Annotated in this window: 12 protein-coding genes and 1 pseudogene; 12 read left to right on the forward strand and 1 reads right to left on the reverse strand. The window is 53.7% G+C overall.

From position 1 onward, the window contains the following. Nucleotides 1-225 precede the first annotated feature (225 nt). From dnaK to nhaR, 8 genes are all read left to right on the forward strand, one after another. Nucleotides 226-2,142: a molecular chaperone DnaK gene (dnaK, locus tag ACOI7D_RS15605; protein WP_023291917.1), complete on the forward strand. Its 1,917-nt coding sequence runs from the start codon at nt 226-228 to the stop codon at nt 2,140-2,142. An 87-nt stretch (nt 2,143-2,229) separates the two neighbouring features. Next, nucleotides 2,230-3,363 carry a molecular chaperone DnaJ gene (dnaJ, locus tag ACOI7D_RS15610; RefSeq protein WP_002887955.1) on the forward strand — a complete coding sequence of 378 codons (1,134 nt, stop codon included), beginning with the start codon at nt 2,230-2,232 and terminating at the stop codon, nt 3,361-3,363. Nucleotides 3,364-3,965: 602 nt separating this feature from the next. Next, nucleotides 3,966-4,733, forward strand: a complete 768-nt coding sequence (locus ACOI7D_RS15615) for an outer membrane protein OmpK (protein ID WP_244341732.1) — start codon at nt 3,966-3,968, stop codon at nt 4,731-4,733. A gap of 20 nt (nt 4,734-4,753) precedes the next feature. Then, a complete protein-coding gene (locus tag ACOI7D_RS15620; RefSeq protein WP_109546668.1) occupies nt 4,754-6,247 on the forward strand; it encodes a sulfatase in 1,494 nt (497 codons plus the stop codon). 99 nt (nt 6,248-6,346) lie between these two features. After that, nucleotides 6,347-7,546: an anaerobic sulfatase maturase gene (locus ACOI7D_RS15625; RefSeq protein ID WP_109547569.1), complete on the forward strand. Its 1,200-nt coding sequence runs from the start codon at nt 6,347-6,349 to the stop codon at nt 7,544-7,546. Between the two features lie 27 nt (nt 7,547-7,573). Further along, nucleotides 7,574-8,842, forward strand: coding sequence for a hypothetical protein (locus ACOI7D_RS15630; protein ID WP_044525318.1), 1,269 nt, complete (start codon nt 7,574-7,576; stop codon nt 8,840-8,842). A 171-nt stretch (nt 8,843-9,013) separates the two neighbouring features. Then, nucleotides 9,014-10,189, forward strand: a complete 1,176-nt coding sequence (gene nhaA, locus ACOI7D_RS15635; RefSeq protein WP_032429094.1) for a Na+/H+ antiporter NhaA — start codon at nt 9,014-9,016, stop codon at nt 10,187-10,189. Between the two features lie 54 nt (nt 10,190-10,243). Beyond that, a complete protein-coding gene (nhaR, locus tag ACOI7D_RS15640) occupies nt 10,244-11,140 on the forward strand; it encodes a transcriptional activator NhaR (protein WP_023291923.1) in 897 nt (298 codons plus the stop codon). A gap of 110 nt (nt 11,141-11,250) precedes the next feature. Here nhaR and rpsT read toward each other — a convergent pair whose 3' ends face one another. Beyond that, complete coding sequence (gene rpsT, locus ACOI7D_RS15645; protein ID WP_002887965.1) at nt 11,251-11,514, reverse strand: 30S ribosomal protein S20; 264 nt, start codon at nt 11,512-11,514, stop codon at nt 11,251-11,253. A gap of 116 nt (nt 11,515-11,630) precedes the next feature. Here rpsT and ACOI7D_RS15650 point away from each other — a divergent pair. The 4 genes and pseudogenes from ACOI7D_RS15650 to lspA form a co-directional block, all read left to right on the forward strand. Continuing rightward, a pseudogene (locus tag ACOI7D_RS15650) lies at nt 11,631-11,836 on the forward strand (DUF2575 domain-containing protein); the annotation flags it as partial. Between the two features lie 7 nt (nt 11,837-11,843). Further along, a complete protein-coding gene (ribF, locus tag ACOI7D_RS15655) occupies nt 11,844-12,782 on the forward strand; it encodes a bifunctional riboflavin kinase/FAD synthetase (protein WP_004204236.1) in 939 nt (312 codons plus the stop codon). Between the two features lie 43 nt (nt 12,783-12,825). After that, complete coding sequence (gene ileS, locus ACOI7D_RS15660) at nt 12,826-15,642, forward strand: isoleucine--tRNA ligase (protein WP_109547568.1); 2,817 nt, start codon at nt 12,826-12,828, stop codon at nt 15,640-15,642. Next, nucleotides 15,642-16,142 (forward strand): signal peptidase II, encoded by a 501-nt coding sequence (lspA, locus tag ACOI7D_RS15665; protein ID WP_023291926.1) that lies wholly within the window; start codon nt 15,642-15,644, stop codon nt 16,140-16,142. Before ileS ends, lspA begins: the two co-directional genes overlap by 1 nt. Nucleotides 16,143-16,248: the final 106 nt, after the last annotated feature.

Consider the following 16,248-nt stretch of genomic DNA (forward strand, 5'->3'; position numbering starts at 1 on the left):
ATCGTTTGCTAGGCCATCGACGGCAGCGGGCGAGGGCGTCGGCTGGCCTCCGACAAAAAATTTTTCTGCTTGCCCCTTGATGCCGGGGTGGGCGACCCCATCTTGTAGTCAACCGCAGTGAAGAACCTGAAAAAAAATGATGTCTGGGCAGTTGAAACCGCACGTTTCGCCCTTATTACAGGTTCACAACCACATGTTGATCGAATTTTTAGTGGAGACGTTTAGATGGGTAAAATTATTGGTATCGACCTGGGTACTACCAACTCTTGTGTAGCGATTATGGATGGCACTACTGCACGCGTGCTGGAGAACGCCGAAGGCGATCGCACCACGCCTTCTATCATTGCCTATACCCAGGATGGTGAAACTCTGGTTGGTCAGCCGGCTAAACGTCAGGCAGTGACAAACCCGCAAAACACCCTGTTTGCGATTAAACGCCTGATTGGCCGCCGCTTCCAGGACGAAGAAGTTCAGCGTGACGTTTCTATCATGCCATACAAAATTGTTGCCGCAGACAATGGCGACGCATGGCTGGATGTGAAGGGCACCAAAACTGCACCGCCGCAGATCTCTGCTGAAGTGCTGAAAAAAATGAAGAAAACGGCTGAAGATTACCTGGGTGAACCGGTAACTGAAGCGGTTATCACCGTACCGGCTTACTTCAACGATGCGCAGCGTCAGGCAACCAAAGATGCTGGCCGTATCGCCGGTCTGGAAGTCAAACGTATCATCAACGAACCGACCGCGGCCGCGCTGGCGTACGGTCTGGATAAAGAAGTGGGCAACCGCACGATCGCGGTTTATGACCTCGGTGGTGGTACTTTCGATATCTCTATTATCGAAATCGACGAAGTTGATGGCGAAAAAACCTTCGAAGTACTGGCGACCAACGGTGATACTCACCTGGGCGGCGAAGACTTCGATACCCGTCTGATCAACTACCTCGTTGATGAATTTAAGAAAGATCAGGGCATTGACCTGCGCAACGACCCGCTGGCGATGCAGCGCCTGAAAGAAGCCGCTGAGAAAGCGAAGATTGAACTGTCTTCTGCTCAGCAGACCGACGTTAACCTGCCGTACATCACGGCAGACGCGACCGGTCCGAAACACATGAACATCAAAGTGACGCGTGCGAAACTGGAAAGCCTGGTAGAAGACCTGGTTAACCGTTCCATCGAGCCGCTGAAAGTAGCCCTGCAGGATGCCGGTCTGTCCGTTTCCGATATCAACGACGTCATCCTCGTTGGTGGTCAGACTCGTATGCCGATGGTGCAGAAGAAAGTGGCCGAGTTCTTTGGTAAAGAACCGCGTAAAGACGTTAACCCGGACGAAGCCGTGGCGATCGGCGCTGCCGTTCAGGGCGGTGTACTGACCGGTGATGTGAAAGACGTTCTGCTGCTCGACGTGACCCCGCTGTCGCTGGGTATCGAAACCATGGGCGGCGTGATGACGGCGCTGATCAGCAAAAACACCACTATCCCGACCAAGCACAGCCAGGTGTTCTCTACCGCTGAAGACAACCAGTCCGCGGTTACCATCCATGTGCTGCAGGGTGAGCGTAAACGCGCGTCTGATAACAAATCTCTGGGTCAGTTCAACCTGGATGGCATTAACCCGGCGCCGCGCGGCATGCCGCAGATCGAAGTGACCTTTGACATCGATGCTGACGGTATCCTGCACGTCTCCGCGAAAGACAAAAACAGCGGTAAAGAGCAGAAGATCACCATCAAAGCGTCTTCCGGTCTGAATGAAGAAGAAATTCAGAAAATGGTTCGCGAAGCGGAAGCTAACGCCGAATCTGACCGTAAGTTCGAAGAGCTGGTACAGACCCGTAACCAGGGCGACCATCTGCTGCACAGCACTCGCAAGCAGGTTGAAGAAGCAGGCGATAAACTGCCGGCTGACGACAAAACTGCCATCGAGTCTGCGCTGACCGCGCTGGAAACTTCGCTGAAAGGTGAAGACAAAGCGGACATCGAAGCGAAAATGCAGGCGCTGGCGCAGGTTTCCCAGAAGCTGATGGAAATCGCCCAGCAGCAGCATGCTCAGCAGCAGGCGGGTTCCGCTGACGCTCAGGCGAGCAACGCGAAAGACGACGATGTTGTCGACGCTGAGTTCGAAGAAGTGAAAGATAAAAAATAATCGCCCTTTGAACGGGTAAAACACTGGCACGGGCGAAGAGGTTTCCTCTCCGCCCGTGCACGCATGTTAAGGGGCTGAAAAACACCGATGGCAAAGCAAGATTACTACGAGATTTTAGGCGTCTCCAAAACAGCGGAAGAGCGTGAAATCAAAAAGGCTTATAAGCGCCTGGCCATGAAGTATCACCCGGACCGCAACCAGGGTGATAAAGAGGCCGAAGCCAAATTTAAAGAAATCAAAGAAGCGTATGAAATCCTGACTGATGCCCAGAAGCGTGCGGCCTACGATCAGTACGGCCATGCGGCCTTTGAGCAGGGCGGCATGGGCGGCGGCGGCGGTTTTGGCGGCGGTGCGGACTTCAGCGATATCTTTGGCGATGTTTTCGGCGATATCTTTGGCGGCGGACGTGGCCGGCAGCGCGCGGCGCGCGGCGCCGATCTCCGTTACAACATGGAGCTGACGCTGGAAGAAGCGGTTCGTGGCGTCACCAAAGAGATCCGTATTCCGACGCTGGAAGAGTGCGACGTCTGCCACGGCAGCGGCGCCAAAGCAGGCAGCAAACCGCAGACCTGTCCGACCTGTCATGGCGCGGGCCAGGTACAGATGCGTCAGGGCTTCTTTGCAGTACAGCAGACCTGTCCGCACTGTCAGGGACGCGGTACGCTGATTAAAGACCCGTGCAATAAATGTCATGGTCACGGCCGCGTTGAGAAGACCAAAACCCTGTCGGTTAAAATCCCGGCGGGCGTGGATACCGGCGACCGGATCCGTCTGGCGGGCGAAGGCGAAGCCGGCGAGCATGGCGCACCGGCAGGGGATCTGTACGTTCAGGTTCAGGTGAAGCAGCACGCTATCTTTGAGCGTGAAGGTAATAACCTGTACTGCGAAGTGCCGATCAACTTCACTATGGCTGCGCTGGGCGGTGAGATTGAGGTCCCGACGCTCGACGGTCGCGTCAACCTGAAAATTCCGGGTGAAACCCAGACCGGCAAGCTGTTCCGCATGCGTGGGAAAGGCGTGAAATCCGTTCGCGGCGGCGCGCAGGGCGATCTGCTGTGCCGGGTGGTGGTGGAGACGCCGGTGGGGCTGAACGAGAAGCAGAAGCAGCTGCTGAAGGAGCTGCAGGAAAGCTTCGGCGGCCCGACCGGGGAAAACAACAGCCCGCGTTCGAAAAGCTTCTTTGACGGTGTGAAGAAGTTTTTTGATGATTTGACTCGTTAATCATTTCCGTCATTGCTGATAAAAAGCCTGAGATTGAGAAATCCCAGGCTTTTTTATTTCTTCTTGATGCATCCATTAATTTAACTCTTTGATTCAGAATCTTTATTTTATTGAATCAGGAGTATTAACAGCGTTCTTCCCATTGATTTATTTTTCCCTCATGGCATAACCTACATGCATTTAATATATGTGCAGTTAATCTCAATAGGGCTTTATTATTTATAACATGAATAATTGATGGTCTGGTCATTTCGATGTTGCTGGGGCATTATGTCTTAATCATCCAGGATAAAGCCCGAACGTTTCATCTGTGGTTGCCCAAATGGGTATTGTCGGACGCCGCTCAAATCAATAACGTCCTTGTGCGCCAGTTATGACAAAAATAGGTAACAGACAAGTGCGTTATGATCGTGCCGGATATTTATAAACAATAACTAACCCTCACTAAAACAACATATTTTGACACATGCCAGATAATACCCATCGTCCCTTTTGATATGAGATTTTCATCACTATTTTGATGGTGTGTTTCGCTAACAATAAGCGCCGCAGAAAAGTAGTGTATGGCTATGGACGAATTATAACTTTGGGAAATACTTTCAATGCCTCGGATAAAAAATACGCTATTGGCTTGTACGATACTTGCAGCATCCTTGGGCTTTAGTCACTCCGTACAAGCATCTTTGGACTACCAATATTCTTTTGGATCGATTAATGCAGGTTATGCTGACTGGAACAGCGGCTTTGTCGATGTAGGTCGTGGTGAAGTCTGGAAAGCCACAGCTGATTTTGGCGTCAATTTTAAAGAAGCTGAATTCTATTCTTTTTTTGAAAGTAATGTACTCAACCATTCTGTCGCGGGGCGTAACCATACGGTTTCAGCGATGACGCATGTTCGCCTTTTTGGCTCTGACTATACGCTCTTTGGCAAGATTTATGGCCAGTGGGAAAATACGTGGGGGGATGATCTGGACATGTTTTATGGTCTTGGTTATCTGGGATGGTCCGGGAAATGGGGATTCTTTAAACCTTACCTCGGACTCCACAATGAGTCGGGTGATTATGTTTCACCAAAATATGGGCAAACAAGCGGCTGGAACGGGTATGTACTGGGCTGGACGGCAGCTTATAACTTCACGCTATTTGACGAGAAATTTGTTCTGTCAGACTGGAATGAAATTGAATTTGAGCGAAATGATGCCTACGCGGAACAGCAACACGGTGATTATGGCATTAATGGCGGTTTAACGCTGGCCTGGAAATTTTATCCTCGCTGGAAGGCAACGGTAGCCTGGCGTTATTTTAAAAACAAATTAGGTTATGACGGCTTTGGCGATCAAATGATTTATATGGTTGGGTATGAATTTTAAAAAATGTCAAAGGAGTTAAAATGAAAAAAACAGTTGTTGCCAGTATGATTGGGCTGGCGCTATGTGCCGGGAGCGCGCTGTCAACAGCACATGCCGCAACAGAAAAGCGTCCTAATTTGGTTATTATTCTGGCTGATGATTTAGGGTATGGCGATCTTGCAACTTATGGACATCCCATTGTCAAAACCCCGAATATCGACAAACTGGCGCAGGAAGGGGTGAAATTCACCGATTATTATGCGCCTGCGCCGCTGTGCTCCCCCTCCCGTGCGGGTCTGTTAACCGGTCGTATGCCATTTCGCACTGGTATTCGCTCATGGATCCCGGAAGGCAAAGATGTTGCATTAGGGCGTAATGAACTGACCATCGCCAATCTGTTGAAACAGCAGGGCTATGACACGGCGATGATGGGCAAACTGCACCTGAATGCAGGTGGAGATCGTACCGATCAACCCCAGGCAAAAGATATGGGGTTTGATTACAGTCTGGTGAATCCGGCGGGATTTGTCACGGATTCCACGCTGGATAATGCCAAAGAGCGTCCTCGCTACGGGGTGGTGCATCCGACAGGATGGCTACGCAATGGGCAACGAATTGGTCGCGCAGATAAAATGAGCGGTGAATTTGTCAGCTCTGAAGTGGTGAACTGGCTGGATAATAAGAAAGATGATAAGCCGTTCTTCTTATATGTCGCGTTTACTGAGGTGCACAGCCCGCTGGCTTCGCCGAAGAAGTATCTCGATATGTACTCGCAATATATGAGCGCGTACCAAAAACAGCACCCGGATCTGTTTTATGGCGACTGGGCTGATAAACCGTGGCGTGGCACGGGGGAGTACTACGCGAACATCAGTTACATGGATGCTCAGGTCGGTAAAGTGCTGGATAAAATTAAGGCAATGGGCGAAGAAGACAACACCATCGTGATTTTCACCAGTGACAATGGCCCGGTAACGCGTGAGGCGCGTAAGGTGTATGAGCTGAACCTGGCGGGTGAGACCGATGGTTTGCGTGGCCGTAAAGATAATCTGTGGGAAGGCGGCATCCGCGTTCCGGCGATTATTAAATATGGCAAACATCTGCCGCAGGGGATGGTGACGGATACGCCGGTTTCCGGTCTTGACTGGATGCCGACGCTGGCGAAGATGATGGACTTTAAACTCCCGGATGATCGTACGTACGATGGCCAGTCTTTGGTGCCGCTGCTGGAACAGAAGCCGCTGGAGCGTGATAAGCCGTTGATCTTCGGCGTTGATATGCCATTCCAGGACGATCCAACCGATGAGTGGGCGATCAGGGATGGCGACTGGAAGATGATCATCGATCGTGAAAATAAACCGAAATACCTCTACAACCTGAAGACCGACCGTTACGAAACGCTCAATCAGATTGGCAAACGGCCGGATATTGAGAAACAACTGTACGATAAGTTCCTGAAGTATAAAGCAGACATTGATAACGATTCGTTAATGAAAGCCCGTGGCGATAAGCCGACGCCGGTCACCTGGGGCTAACCGAATAACCATAAAACCGTAGTATGCCACTTAGGGCGATGCCCGCCTGATTCGGTGTTTAAACTGAATCAGGTTCTTTTTATTGGGATGGATATAGCGATCATGCGAAGAAAGAGCTGTCAGGTCATGATTAAACCGACAGGTTCAGTATGCAATCTTGATTGTAAGTACTGCTTCTATCTGGAAAAGGAAAAGCTCTACCCGGAGCGAAAGCGCAACTACAGAATGTCAGACGAGATGCTGGAACGCTTCATTAAACAACATATTGCCGCACAAGAGATTGATGAGGTGATTTTTGCCTGGCAGGGCGGAGAACCGACGTTGATGGGGCTGCCTTTTTATCGCCGGGCGATCGAACTCCAGCAGCGTTATGCTGCGGGAAAAACGATTGTGAATACCTTCCAGACGAACGGCATTTTGATCGACGACCAATGGGCTGAGTTTTTTCGGGCCAATCAATTCCTGGTCGGTATTTCCATTGACGGTGATGCAGCCTTGCATGACGAATGGCGCGTTACGCGCTCGGGAAAACCGACGCATGCGAAAGTTGAACAGGCCATACAATGTCTGCACCGCCACGGCGTTGAATTTAATACGCTGACGGTTGTTAATCAGAGCAATATGCGCCATCCGCTTCAGGTATATCGCTATCTGAAGAGCATCGGCAGCCGTTATATGCAATTTATCCCTTTGGTGGAAAGAAGCAGCGAAAAGAGCGGCCTTGGGCTGGCGCACCCTGAGGACAGGCAAACAAAAATGATGCCGTGGTCGGTTGATCCGCTACAGTTTGGCCATTTTCTTAACGCTATTTTTGATGTATGGGTCCGCGAAGACATTGGCGACATAGGCATACAGATGTTTGAACAGACGCTTGCCGCCTGGTGTGGGTTGCCTCCCCAGGTATGCGTATTCGCGCCAACCTGCGGCAGCGCGTTTGCGATGGAGATGAACGGCGACGTTTATAACTGCGATCATTTTGTTTATCCGCAGTACAGGCTGGGAAATATTCAGGATACGACGCTACATGCGATGAATAATAGCGCGCAAAACCAGCAGTTTGGTGATGATAAAAGCCACTCAATGGCGCAGGAGTGTCGCTCTTGTCAGTGGCAATTTGCCTGCTACGGCGGCTGCCCCAAGCACCGCTTCTTGCTATCCGCGACGGGCGAGAGAAACCACAACTATTTGTGCGCAGGCTATAAAGCGTTTTTCTCTCATAGCGCGGTGACTATGAGCGCGATGAAAACACTCCATCAGAATGGTTTTTCACCGGCAGAGATAAAATCAATATTTGTTTGAAAACCATACCGTCACAGGGAGTTAATCATGTTTTCTCAGGTTAATGTCGATAGCTGCAAAACGCCAGGCTGCAAAAATCTGGGCGTGCTGAACAGCCCGGATTACCAGAACCAGGGGAAAAATGTGTTATGCAGGGCATGTGGTTTTCATTTTCCTGTGATTTCGGCAAGATCGCTGAATCTTTTTCGCCAGTCGGTAAATCGGGTATGGAAAGGGTTGATAAAATCCTGCCCCGGATGCGGCGGCGCCTCACTAAAAAAGTATGGCTTTTCCGCGCAGGGAGAGCCACGCGTCTGCTGCCAGCAGTGCCATAAAACATTTCTTTATCCCGTCAGATATAAAACCGATCCGCGCCAGGATTATCTTGCCGCACTCATCCAGGAAGGGGCTTCGCTGGCGGATATCCGATCCGCCCTTGCGTTAGACAGTACCGGACTAAGCCGCGAATTACAGAAGTTATCCCGCAGGGCAAATCAGGCGGAACGTGAGTTTGCCTTTCCCGCTTTCGACATTACCCTGAGCACCCGCGCTTTTCGGGTTAAATTTAACGGCGGTGACAATTTTCTGTATGTGCTGGTCACCGCCGAGGAGACTACCGGTCGGATTATATCCGTAACAACCAATTATTCACTCCAGCCCGTTGAAGCGGAGTATCAATACCACTCTTATTACGAAGAGCGCCTGCCGCCCGGTACGCTGGTACATCTTGTGCAACGGAAAGAAGCGATAACGATGCGGCGCGCAACGCTTTTTGATGTGGATTACGGACCGGCGGCGTTATACAAAAACGATCCGGGAATGCTGGTCAAACCCGTATTGCCGGCTTATCGCCATTTTGAATTAGTCAAAACACTGACAGATGCACGTTCCCTCAATATTCAACACTACATCGATCAGGAATGTTTTATATTAGGTGGCTGCCTGATGGCGAATTTGCAGCAGGTTCAACAAGGGCGATGCCATATCTCATTTGTCAGAGAGCGAGGCATGACGCCGCCGCTGCATGATATCCCGCCGCGCCTGTTTATGGGCGGAGGGAACCGCAACAATGTCTGGCGGACCTTCTCTACACGGGACTATGCGATGGCGGTTTGTAACCTAACCGGCAATAAAAAAACGGCCAATCTGCGGCACGCCACGTTAAATGGCGCGACGAAATTTATTCAATACCTGCACGCGCATCCTTTTTTGCCGCAGCTAAATCGCCTGTCTCCGGCGAACGTGACCGTGACGCTGGATTGTCTGAAATATGAATATAATAAAAGACAGAAAATGTGGGACGATCTGCGCGGTTAATTCTGCTTTCGTCAACGCCTGGCCTTTTGCTGCCCAGTCTATCATTGTCTTATCCCTCCTCTTTAACTCGTAAAAATCGAGCATTAGCGCAACTTAAATCTGATTTTTTCGAGTTATCAGTCTGTGTATTATACTTTTATCGAGTTATTCACCAACAGGATGAAAGTAAAAGTGAAACATCTGCAACGATTCTTCAGTAGCGATGCTTCCGGCGGCATTGTCTTAATCATCGCCGCGGCGCTGGCGATGGTCATGGCCAATACCAGCGTGACCAGCGGTCTGTATCACTCCTTCCTTGATACGCCTGTACAGCTGCGGGTGGGAGCGCTGGAGATCAACAAGAATATGCTGCTATGGATCAATGATGCCCTGATGGCGGTGTTCTTCTTGCTGATTGGCCTGGAGGTCAAACGCGAGCTGATTCAGGGCTCGCTGGCGAGTCGCCGTCAGGCGGTCTTTCCGGTGATTGCCGCGCTCGGCGGGATGATCGTCCCGGCGCTGGTCTATCTGGCCTTTAACGCTCAGGATCCTGTCGCCAGAGAGGGATGGGCGATCCCGGCGGCGACGGATATTGCCTTTGCCCTCGGCGTGCTGGCGCTGTTAGGCAGCCGCGTCCCGACGGCACTGAAGATTTTCCTGATGGCGCTGGCGATTATTGATGACCTTGGGGCTATCGTGATTATCGCGCTGTTTTATACCCACGACCTGTCAATGCTCTCGCTGGGCGTGGCGGCGGCGGCGATTGCGGTGCTGGTGGTTCTGAATCTGAGCGGCGTGCGACGCACCGGGATCTATATTCTGGTCGGTGCGGTGCTGTGGACCGCGGTGCTGAAGTCCGGCGTTCACGCGACGCTTGCCGGGGTCATCGTTGGCTTTATGATCCCGCTCCAGGAGAAGCAGGGTCAGTCACCGGCTAAAGTGCTTGAGCATGTCCTGCATCCGTGGGTGGCGTTTATGATCCTGCCGCTGTTTGCCTTCGCCAACGCGGGCGTCTCGCTGCGGGGGGTTACGCTTGATGGACTGACGTCGCTGCTGCCCCTGGGTATCATGGCCGGCCTATTTATCGGTAAGCCGCTGGGGATCAGCCTGTTCTGCTGGCTGGCCCTGAAGCTGAAGTGGGCCTCGCTACCGGAGGGGACCACCTGCCGGCAGATTATGGCGGTGGGCATTCTGTGCGGGATTGGCTTTACGATGTCGATTTTTATCGCCACGCTGGCCTTCGGCAATGTCGATCCCGCGTTAATCAACTGGGCCAAGCTTGGCATCTTAATTGGATCGGTGGTATCAGCTGTTACCGGCTACCTCATACTGCGTCAGCGCGTAACGGATACTCGCCTCGCGGTATAACCTTTCTGCAGGAGGGCCTGCCAGGCTCTCCTGGACATTATCAGGGAGAGAAGCATGTCACATATCAACTACAACCATCTGTACTACTTCTGGCACGTCTATAAAGAAGGGTCTGTCGTGGGCGCGGCGGAGGCGCTGTTTCTGACGCCGCAAACCATTACCGGGCAGATCAAAGCGCTGGAGGAGCGTCTGCAGGGAAAGTTATTTAAGCGCAAGGGAAGAGGGCTGGAGCCGAGCGAGCTCGGGGAGCTGGTTTTTCGCTATGCCGACCGGATGTTTACTCTGAGCCAGGAGATGCTCGACATCGTCAACTACCGCAAAGAGTCGAATCTGCTGTTTGACGTCGGCGTGGCCGATGCGCTATCGAAACGGCTGGTCAGCGGCGTACTGGATGCCGCCGTTGTCGAAAGCGAGCAGATCCATCTGCGCTGTTTTGAATCCACCCATGAGCTGCTGCTGGAGCAGCTGAGCCAGCATAAGCTCGATATGATTATCTCTGACTGCCCGATCGACTCGACGCAGCAGGAAGGGCTGTTTTCGGTGAAGATTGGCGAGTGCAGCGTCAGCTTCTGGTGCATGAACCCGGCGCCAATGAAGCCGTTCCCGGCCTGTCTTGAAGAGCGACGGCTGCTGATCCCTGGTCGACGCTCGATGCTGGGACGTAAGCTGCTGAACTGGATTAACGTGCAGGGGCTGAAGGTGGAGATCCTCGGCGAGTTTGACGACGCGGCGCTCATGAAAGCCTTCGGCGCCGCGCATAATGCGATTTTTGTCGCGCCGACGCTCTACGCGCATGATTTCTACCATGATGAATCGATTGTCGAAATTGGCCGCATGGATAGCGTGATGGAGGAGTATCACGCCATTTTCGCCGAACGGATGATTCAGCATCCGGCGGTACAGCGCATCTGCAATCGCGATTATTCGTCGCTGTTTACTGAACCCAGATAGCCGGAAAGCGTGGGCTGGCGTGGCTCAGGTCGCGCCAGGACGGGAAAGATGACAGGCATAAAAAAACCCGCTTTCGCGGGTTTTTTTTACAAAGCGACAACAAGCGGCGATTAAGCCAGTTTGTTGATCTGAGCGGTCAGGTTAGCCTTATGACGCGCAGCTTTGTTTTTGTGGATCAGACCTTTAGCAGCCTGACGGTCCACGATCGGTTGCATTTCGTTAAATGCTTTTTGTGCAGCAGCTTTGTCGCCAGCTTCGATAGCTGCGTATACTTTCTTGATGAAAGTACGCATCATAGAGCGACGGCTAGCGTTGTGCTTGCGAGCCTTTTCAGACTGAACGGCGCGCTTCTTAGCTGATTTGATATTAGCCAAGGTCCAACTCCCAAATGTGTTCTATATGGACAATTCAAAGGCCGAGGAATATGCCCGTTTAGCCTTCTTTTGTCAATGGATTTGTGCAAATAAGCGCCGTTTAACACCACAGCGCTTCATTACGTAGTGATGGCGCAAGATTCTACCAGCTTGTTGCAGGCGAATACAGCTTTTCCACCATAAAAATCGCCGGGGGCGGGCGGTTTTCCCGCTGACTCGCGCTGAGTGAATGAATTCCTGAGAACTTTCGTTGCCGAGGAGCAATCGCTGGTTAACGTTGACAGTTGTACAAGGTATACTCGGACGATTTTCACTGTTTTGAGCCAGACATGAAGCTGATACGCGGCATACATAATCTCAGTCAGGCCCCGCACGGGTGCGTGCTGACCATTGGCAATTTTGACGGCGTGCATCGTGGGCATCAGGCGCTGCTGCAGCGCTTGCGCGAAGAGGGCCGCCAGCGCGGTTTACCGGTGGTGGTGATGATTTTCGAACCCCAGCCGCTCGAGCTCTTTGCCGCTGATAAAGCCCCGGCGCGGTTGACCCGCCTGCGTGAAAAGCTGAGCTATCTGGCTGAAAGCGGGGTCGACTATGTGCTGTGCGTTCGCTTCGACCGCCGGTTCGCCGCGCTGACGGCGCAGGATTTTATCAGTGAACTGCTGGTGCGCCGCCTGGGCGTGCAGTTCCTTGCCGTCGGTGACGATTTCCGCTTTGGCGCTGGTCGCCAGGGGGATTTCTTGTTATTACAAAAGGCGGGGGCGGAATACGGCTTCGACGTCACCAGCACCCAAACCTTCTGCGAAGGCGGGGTGCGGATCAGCAGCACGGCGGTGCGTCAGGCGCTGGCCGATGACGATCTCCTGCTGGCGGAGACGCTGCTCGGCCATCCGTTTAGCATTTCCGGGCGCGTCGTGCATGGCGACGAACTGGGCCGTACCATAGGTTTTCCGACGGCGAACTTACCGCTGCGTCGTCAGGTTTCCCCGGTTAAAGGGGTCTATGCGGTAGAAGTGACAGGGCTGGGCGACAAGCCGATCGCCGGCGTCGCCAATATTGGCACCCGTCCAACGGTAGCGGGCGTGCGTCAGCAGCTCGAAGTGCATCTGTTGGACGTTGTAATGGACCTCTACGGTCGCCATATCAATGTAGTACTGCGTAAAAAGATACGTAATGAGCAGCGGTTTGCGTCGCTCGACGAGCTGAAGGCGCAAATCGCACGTGATGAGTTAACGGCCCGCGAATTATTTGGGCTGACCAGCCAGGCCTGAGCCACTGGTGTTTATCAAACCGAAATACGGAACCGAGAATCTGATGAGTGACTATAAATCGACCCTGAATTTGCCGGAAACAGGGTTCCCTATGCGTGGCGACCTCGCCAAACGCGAACCGGGAATGCTGGCGCGTTGGACCGATGATGACCTGTACGGCATCATTCGTGCAGCCAAAAAAGGCAAAAAAACCTTCATTCTGCATGATGGCCCTCCTTATGCGAATGGCAGTATTCATATTGGTCACTCGGTTAACAAGATTCTGAAAGACATTATCGTTAAGTCCAAAGGACTGACGGGCTATGACTCGCCTTACGTTCCGGGCTGGGACTGCCACGGTCTGCCGATCGAGCTGAAAGTAGAGCAGGAATACGGCAAGCCGGGCGAGAAGTTCACCGCCGCAGAATTCCGCGCCAAGTGCCGCGAATATGCCGCTCTGCAGATCGAGGGTCAGCGTAAAGATTTCATCCGTCTCGGCGTGCTGGGCGACTGGTCGCATCCGTATCTGACCATGGACTTCAAAACCGAAGCCAACATCATTCGCGCGCTGGGTAAAATCATCGGCAACGGCCACCTGCATAAAGGCGCCAAGCCGGTGCACTGGTGCGTAGACTGCCGTTCCGCGCTGGCGGAAGCGGAAGTGGAGTATTACGACAAGACTTCTCCATCCATCGACGTGGCGTTCCACGCGGTAGATAAAGCCGCGGTGCTGGCGAAATTCGGCGTCGCCGACGTCAACGGCCCGGTGTCGCTGGTTATCTGGACCACCACCCCGTGGACCCTGCCGGCTAACCGCGCCATCTCCCTATCGCCAGAGTTCGACTATGCGCTGGTGCAGGTGGACGGCCAGGCGCTGATCCTGGCGAAAGAGCTCGTTGAGAGCGTGATGAAGCGCGTTGGCGCGGCCGATTACACCATCCTGGCGGCGGTGAACGGCGCCGAGCTTGAACTGATGCGTTTCCAGCACCCGTTCCTCGATTTCGACGTGCCGGCGATCCTTGGCGACCACGTGACGCTGGATGCCGGTACCGGTGCGGTGCATACCGCCGGCGGCCACGGTCCGGACGATTACACGATCAGCCAGAAATACGGTCTGGAAATCGCTAACCCGGTTGGCCCGGACGGGGCTTATCTGCCAGGCACCTATCCGTCTCTGGACGGTATCAACGTCTTCAAAGCCAACGATATCATCGTTGAGATGCTGCGTGAGCGCGGCGCGCTGCTGCATGTGGAAAAAATGCAGCACAGCTATCCGTGCTGCTGGCGCCACAAGTCGCCGATCATCTTCCGCGCCACCCCGCAGTGGTTCGTGAGCATGGATCAGAAAGGTCTGCGCGCGCAGTCCCTGAAAGAGATCAAAGGCGTGCAGTGGATCCCGGACTGGGGCCAGGCGCGTATCGAATCGATGGTCGCCAACCGTCCTGACTGGTGCATCTCCCGTCAGCGTACCTGGGGCGTGCCGATGTCGCTGTTCGTGCATAAAGAAACTCACGAACTGCACCCGCGTACCCTTGAGCTGATGGAAGAAGTCGCGAAGCGTGTTGAAGTCGACGGCATCCAGGCGTGGTGGGATCTCGATTCCCGCGACATCCTTGGCGATGACGCTGACAGCTACGAGAAAGTGCCGGATACCCTCGACGTCTGGTTTGACTCCGGGTCGACCCACTCTTCCGTGGTTGACGTGCGTCCGGAATTCGCCGGTCACGCCGCCGATATGTATCTGGAAGGCTCCGACCAGCATCGCGGCTGGTTCATGTCCTCTCTGATGATTTCCACGGCGATGAAAGGCAAAGCGCCATATCGTCAGGTACTGACCCACGGCTTCACCGTCGATGGTCAGGGCCGCAAAATGTCCAAGTCTATCGGCAACACCGTTAGCCCGCAGGACGTGATGAACAAGCTGGGCGCCGATATCCTGCGCCTGTGGGTGGCTTCCACCGACTACACTGGCGAAATGGCGGTCTCTGACGAGATCCTCAAACGCGCCGCGGACAGCTATCGTCGTATCCGTAACACCGCGCGCTTCCTGCTGGCCAACCTGAACGGTTTCGATCCGGCAAAAGACATGGTCAAACCGGAAGAGATGGTGGTGCTGGATCGCTGGGCGGTCGGCTGCGCGCAGGCGGCACAGGAAGATATCCTGAAAGCCTACGAATCCTACGACTTCCACGAAGTGGTGCAGCGCCTGATGCGCTTCTGCTCCATTGAGATGGGCTCGTTCTATCTCGACATCATCAAAGACCGTCAGTACACCGCCAGGGCGGACAGCGTGGCGCGTCGCAGTTGTCAGACCGCGCTGTTCCACATCGTGGAAGCGCTGGTGCGCTGGATGGCGCCGATCATGTCCTTCACCGCGGACGAAATCTGGGGTTACCTGCCGGGCGAGCGTGAGAAATACGTCTTTACCGGCGAATGGTATCAAGGTCTCTTCGGTCTGGCCGACGACGAAGCGATGAATGACGGCTTCTGGGATGAGCTGCTGAAAGTCCGTGGCGAAGTCAACAAAGTGATTGAACAGGCGCGTGCGGATAAGAAAGTCGGCGGCTCGCTGGAAGCCTCGGTGACGCTGTATGCTGATGCCGATCTGGCCGCTAAGCTCAACGCGCTGGGCGATGAATTGCGATTTGTCCTGTTGACCTCCGGGGCGAACGTCGCAGACTATGCGAGCGCGCCTGCTGATGCCCAGCAGAGCGAACTGCTCAAAGGACTGAAAGTCGCATTGAGCAAAGCTGAAGGTGAGAAATGCCCGCGCTGCTGGCATTACACCACCGATATCGGCAAGGTGGCGGAACACGCGGAAATCTGCGGACGCTGTGTGAGCAACGTCGCCGGTGACGGCGAGCAACGTAAATTCGCCTGATGAGTAAATCGATCTGTTCAACGGGGCTACGCTGGCTGTGGGTGGTCGTAGCCGTGCTGATTATCGATCTGGGCAGCAAATTCCTGATCCTCCAGAACTTCGCTCTGGGGGAGACGGTTCCGCTGTTCCCGTCGCTTAATCTGCATTATGCCCGCAACTATGGCGCGGCCTTTAGCTTCCTCGCCGACAGCGGCGGCTGGCAGCGCTGGTTCTTTTCCGGGATCGCCATCGGCATTTGCGTGGTGCTGACGGTGCTGATGTACCGTTCGAAGGCGACGCAAAAGCTGAACAATATTGCCTACGCCCTGATTATCGGCGGCGCGCTGGGCAACTTGTTCGATCGCCTGTGGCACGGCTTTGTGGTCGATATGATCGACTTCTACGTCGGCGACTGGCACTTCGCCACTTTCAACCTCGCCGATAGCGCTATCTGCATCGGCGCGGCGATGATTGTGCTGGAAGGCTTCCTGCCGAAACCGACCGCAAAAGAGCAGGCGTAAATGTTAATGCCGGGTGGCGCCAAGTCAGCCCGGCCTACAGAATGTGTGGTCTCCCGTCGCCCGGTAAGCGTAGCGCCTCCGGGCACCAGGAGATCGAAAACAAGCG

The sequence above is a fragment of the Klebsiella sp. C360 genome (assembly GCF_048822415.1).
GTDB lineage: Bacteria > Pseudomonadota > Gammaproteobacteria > Enterobacterales > Enterobacteriaceae > Klebsiella > Klebsiella quasipneumoniae.

Excerpts from the sequence above, each read along its gene's own strand:
- dnaK (WP_023291917.1), top strand. The coding sequence starts at position 226 with ATGGGTAAAATTATTGGTATCGACCTGGGTACTACCAACTCTTGTGTA.
- nhaR (WP_023291923.1), top strand. The coding sequence starts at position 10,244 with ATGTCACATATCAACTACAACCATCTGTACTACTTCTGGCACGTCTAT.
- ribF (WP_004204236.1), top strand. The coding sequence starts at position 11,844 with ATGAAGCTGATACGCGGCATACATAATCTCAGTCAGGCCCCGCACGGG.
- dnaJ (WP_002887955.1), top strand. The coding sequence starts at position 2,230 with ATGGCAAAGCAAGATTACTACGAGATTTTAGGCGTCTCCAAAACAGCG.
- ACOI7D_RS15630 (WP_044525318.1), top strand. The coding sequence starts at position 7,574 with ATGTTTTCTCAGGTTAATGTCGATAGCTGCAAAACGCCAGGCTGCAAA.
- ACOI7D_RS15620 (WP_109546668.1), top strand. The coding sequence starts at position 4,754 with ATGAAAAAAACAGTTGTTGCCAGTATGATTGGGCTGGCGCTATGTGCC.
- ACOI7D_RS15615 (WP_244341732.1), top strand. The coding sequence starts at position 3,966 with ATGCCTCGGATAAAAAATACGCTATTGGCTTGTACGATACTTGCAGCA.
- lspA (WP_023291926.1), top strand. The coding sequence starts at position 15,642 with ATGAGTAAATCGATCTGTTCAACGGGGCTACGCTGGCTGTGGGTGGTC.
- ileS (WP_109547568.1), top strand. The coding sequence starts at position 12,826 with ATGAGTGACTATAAATCGACCCTGAATTTGCCGGAAACAGGGTTCCCT.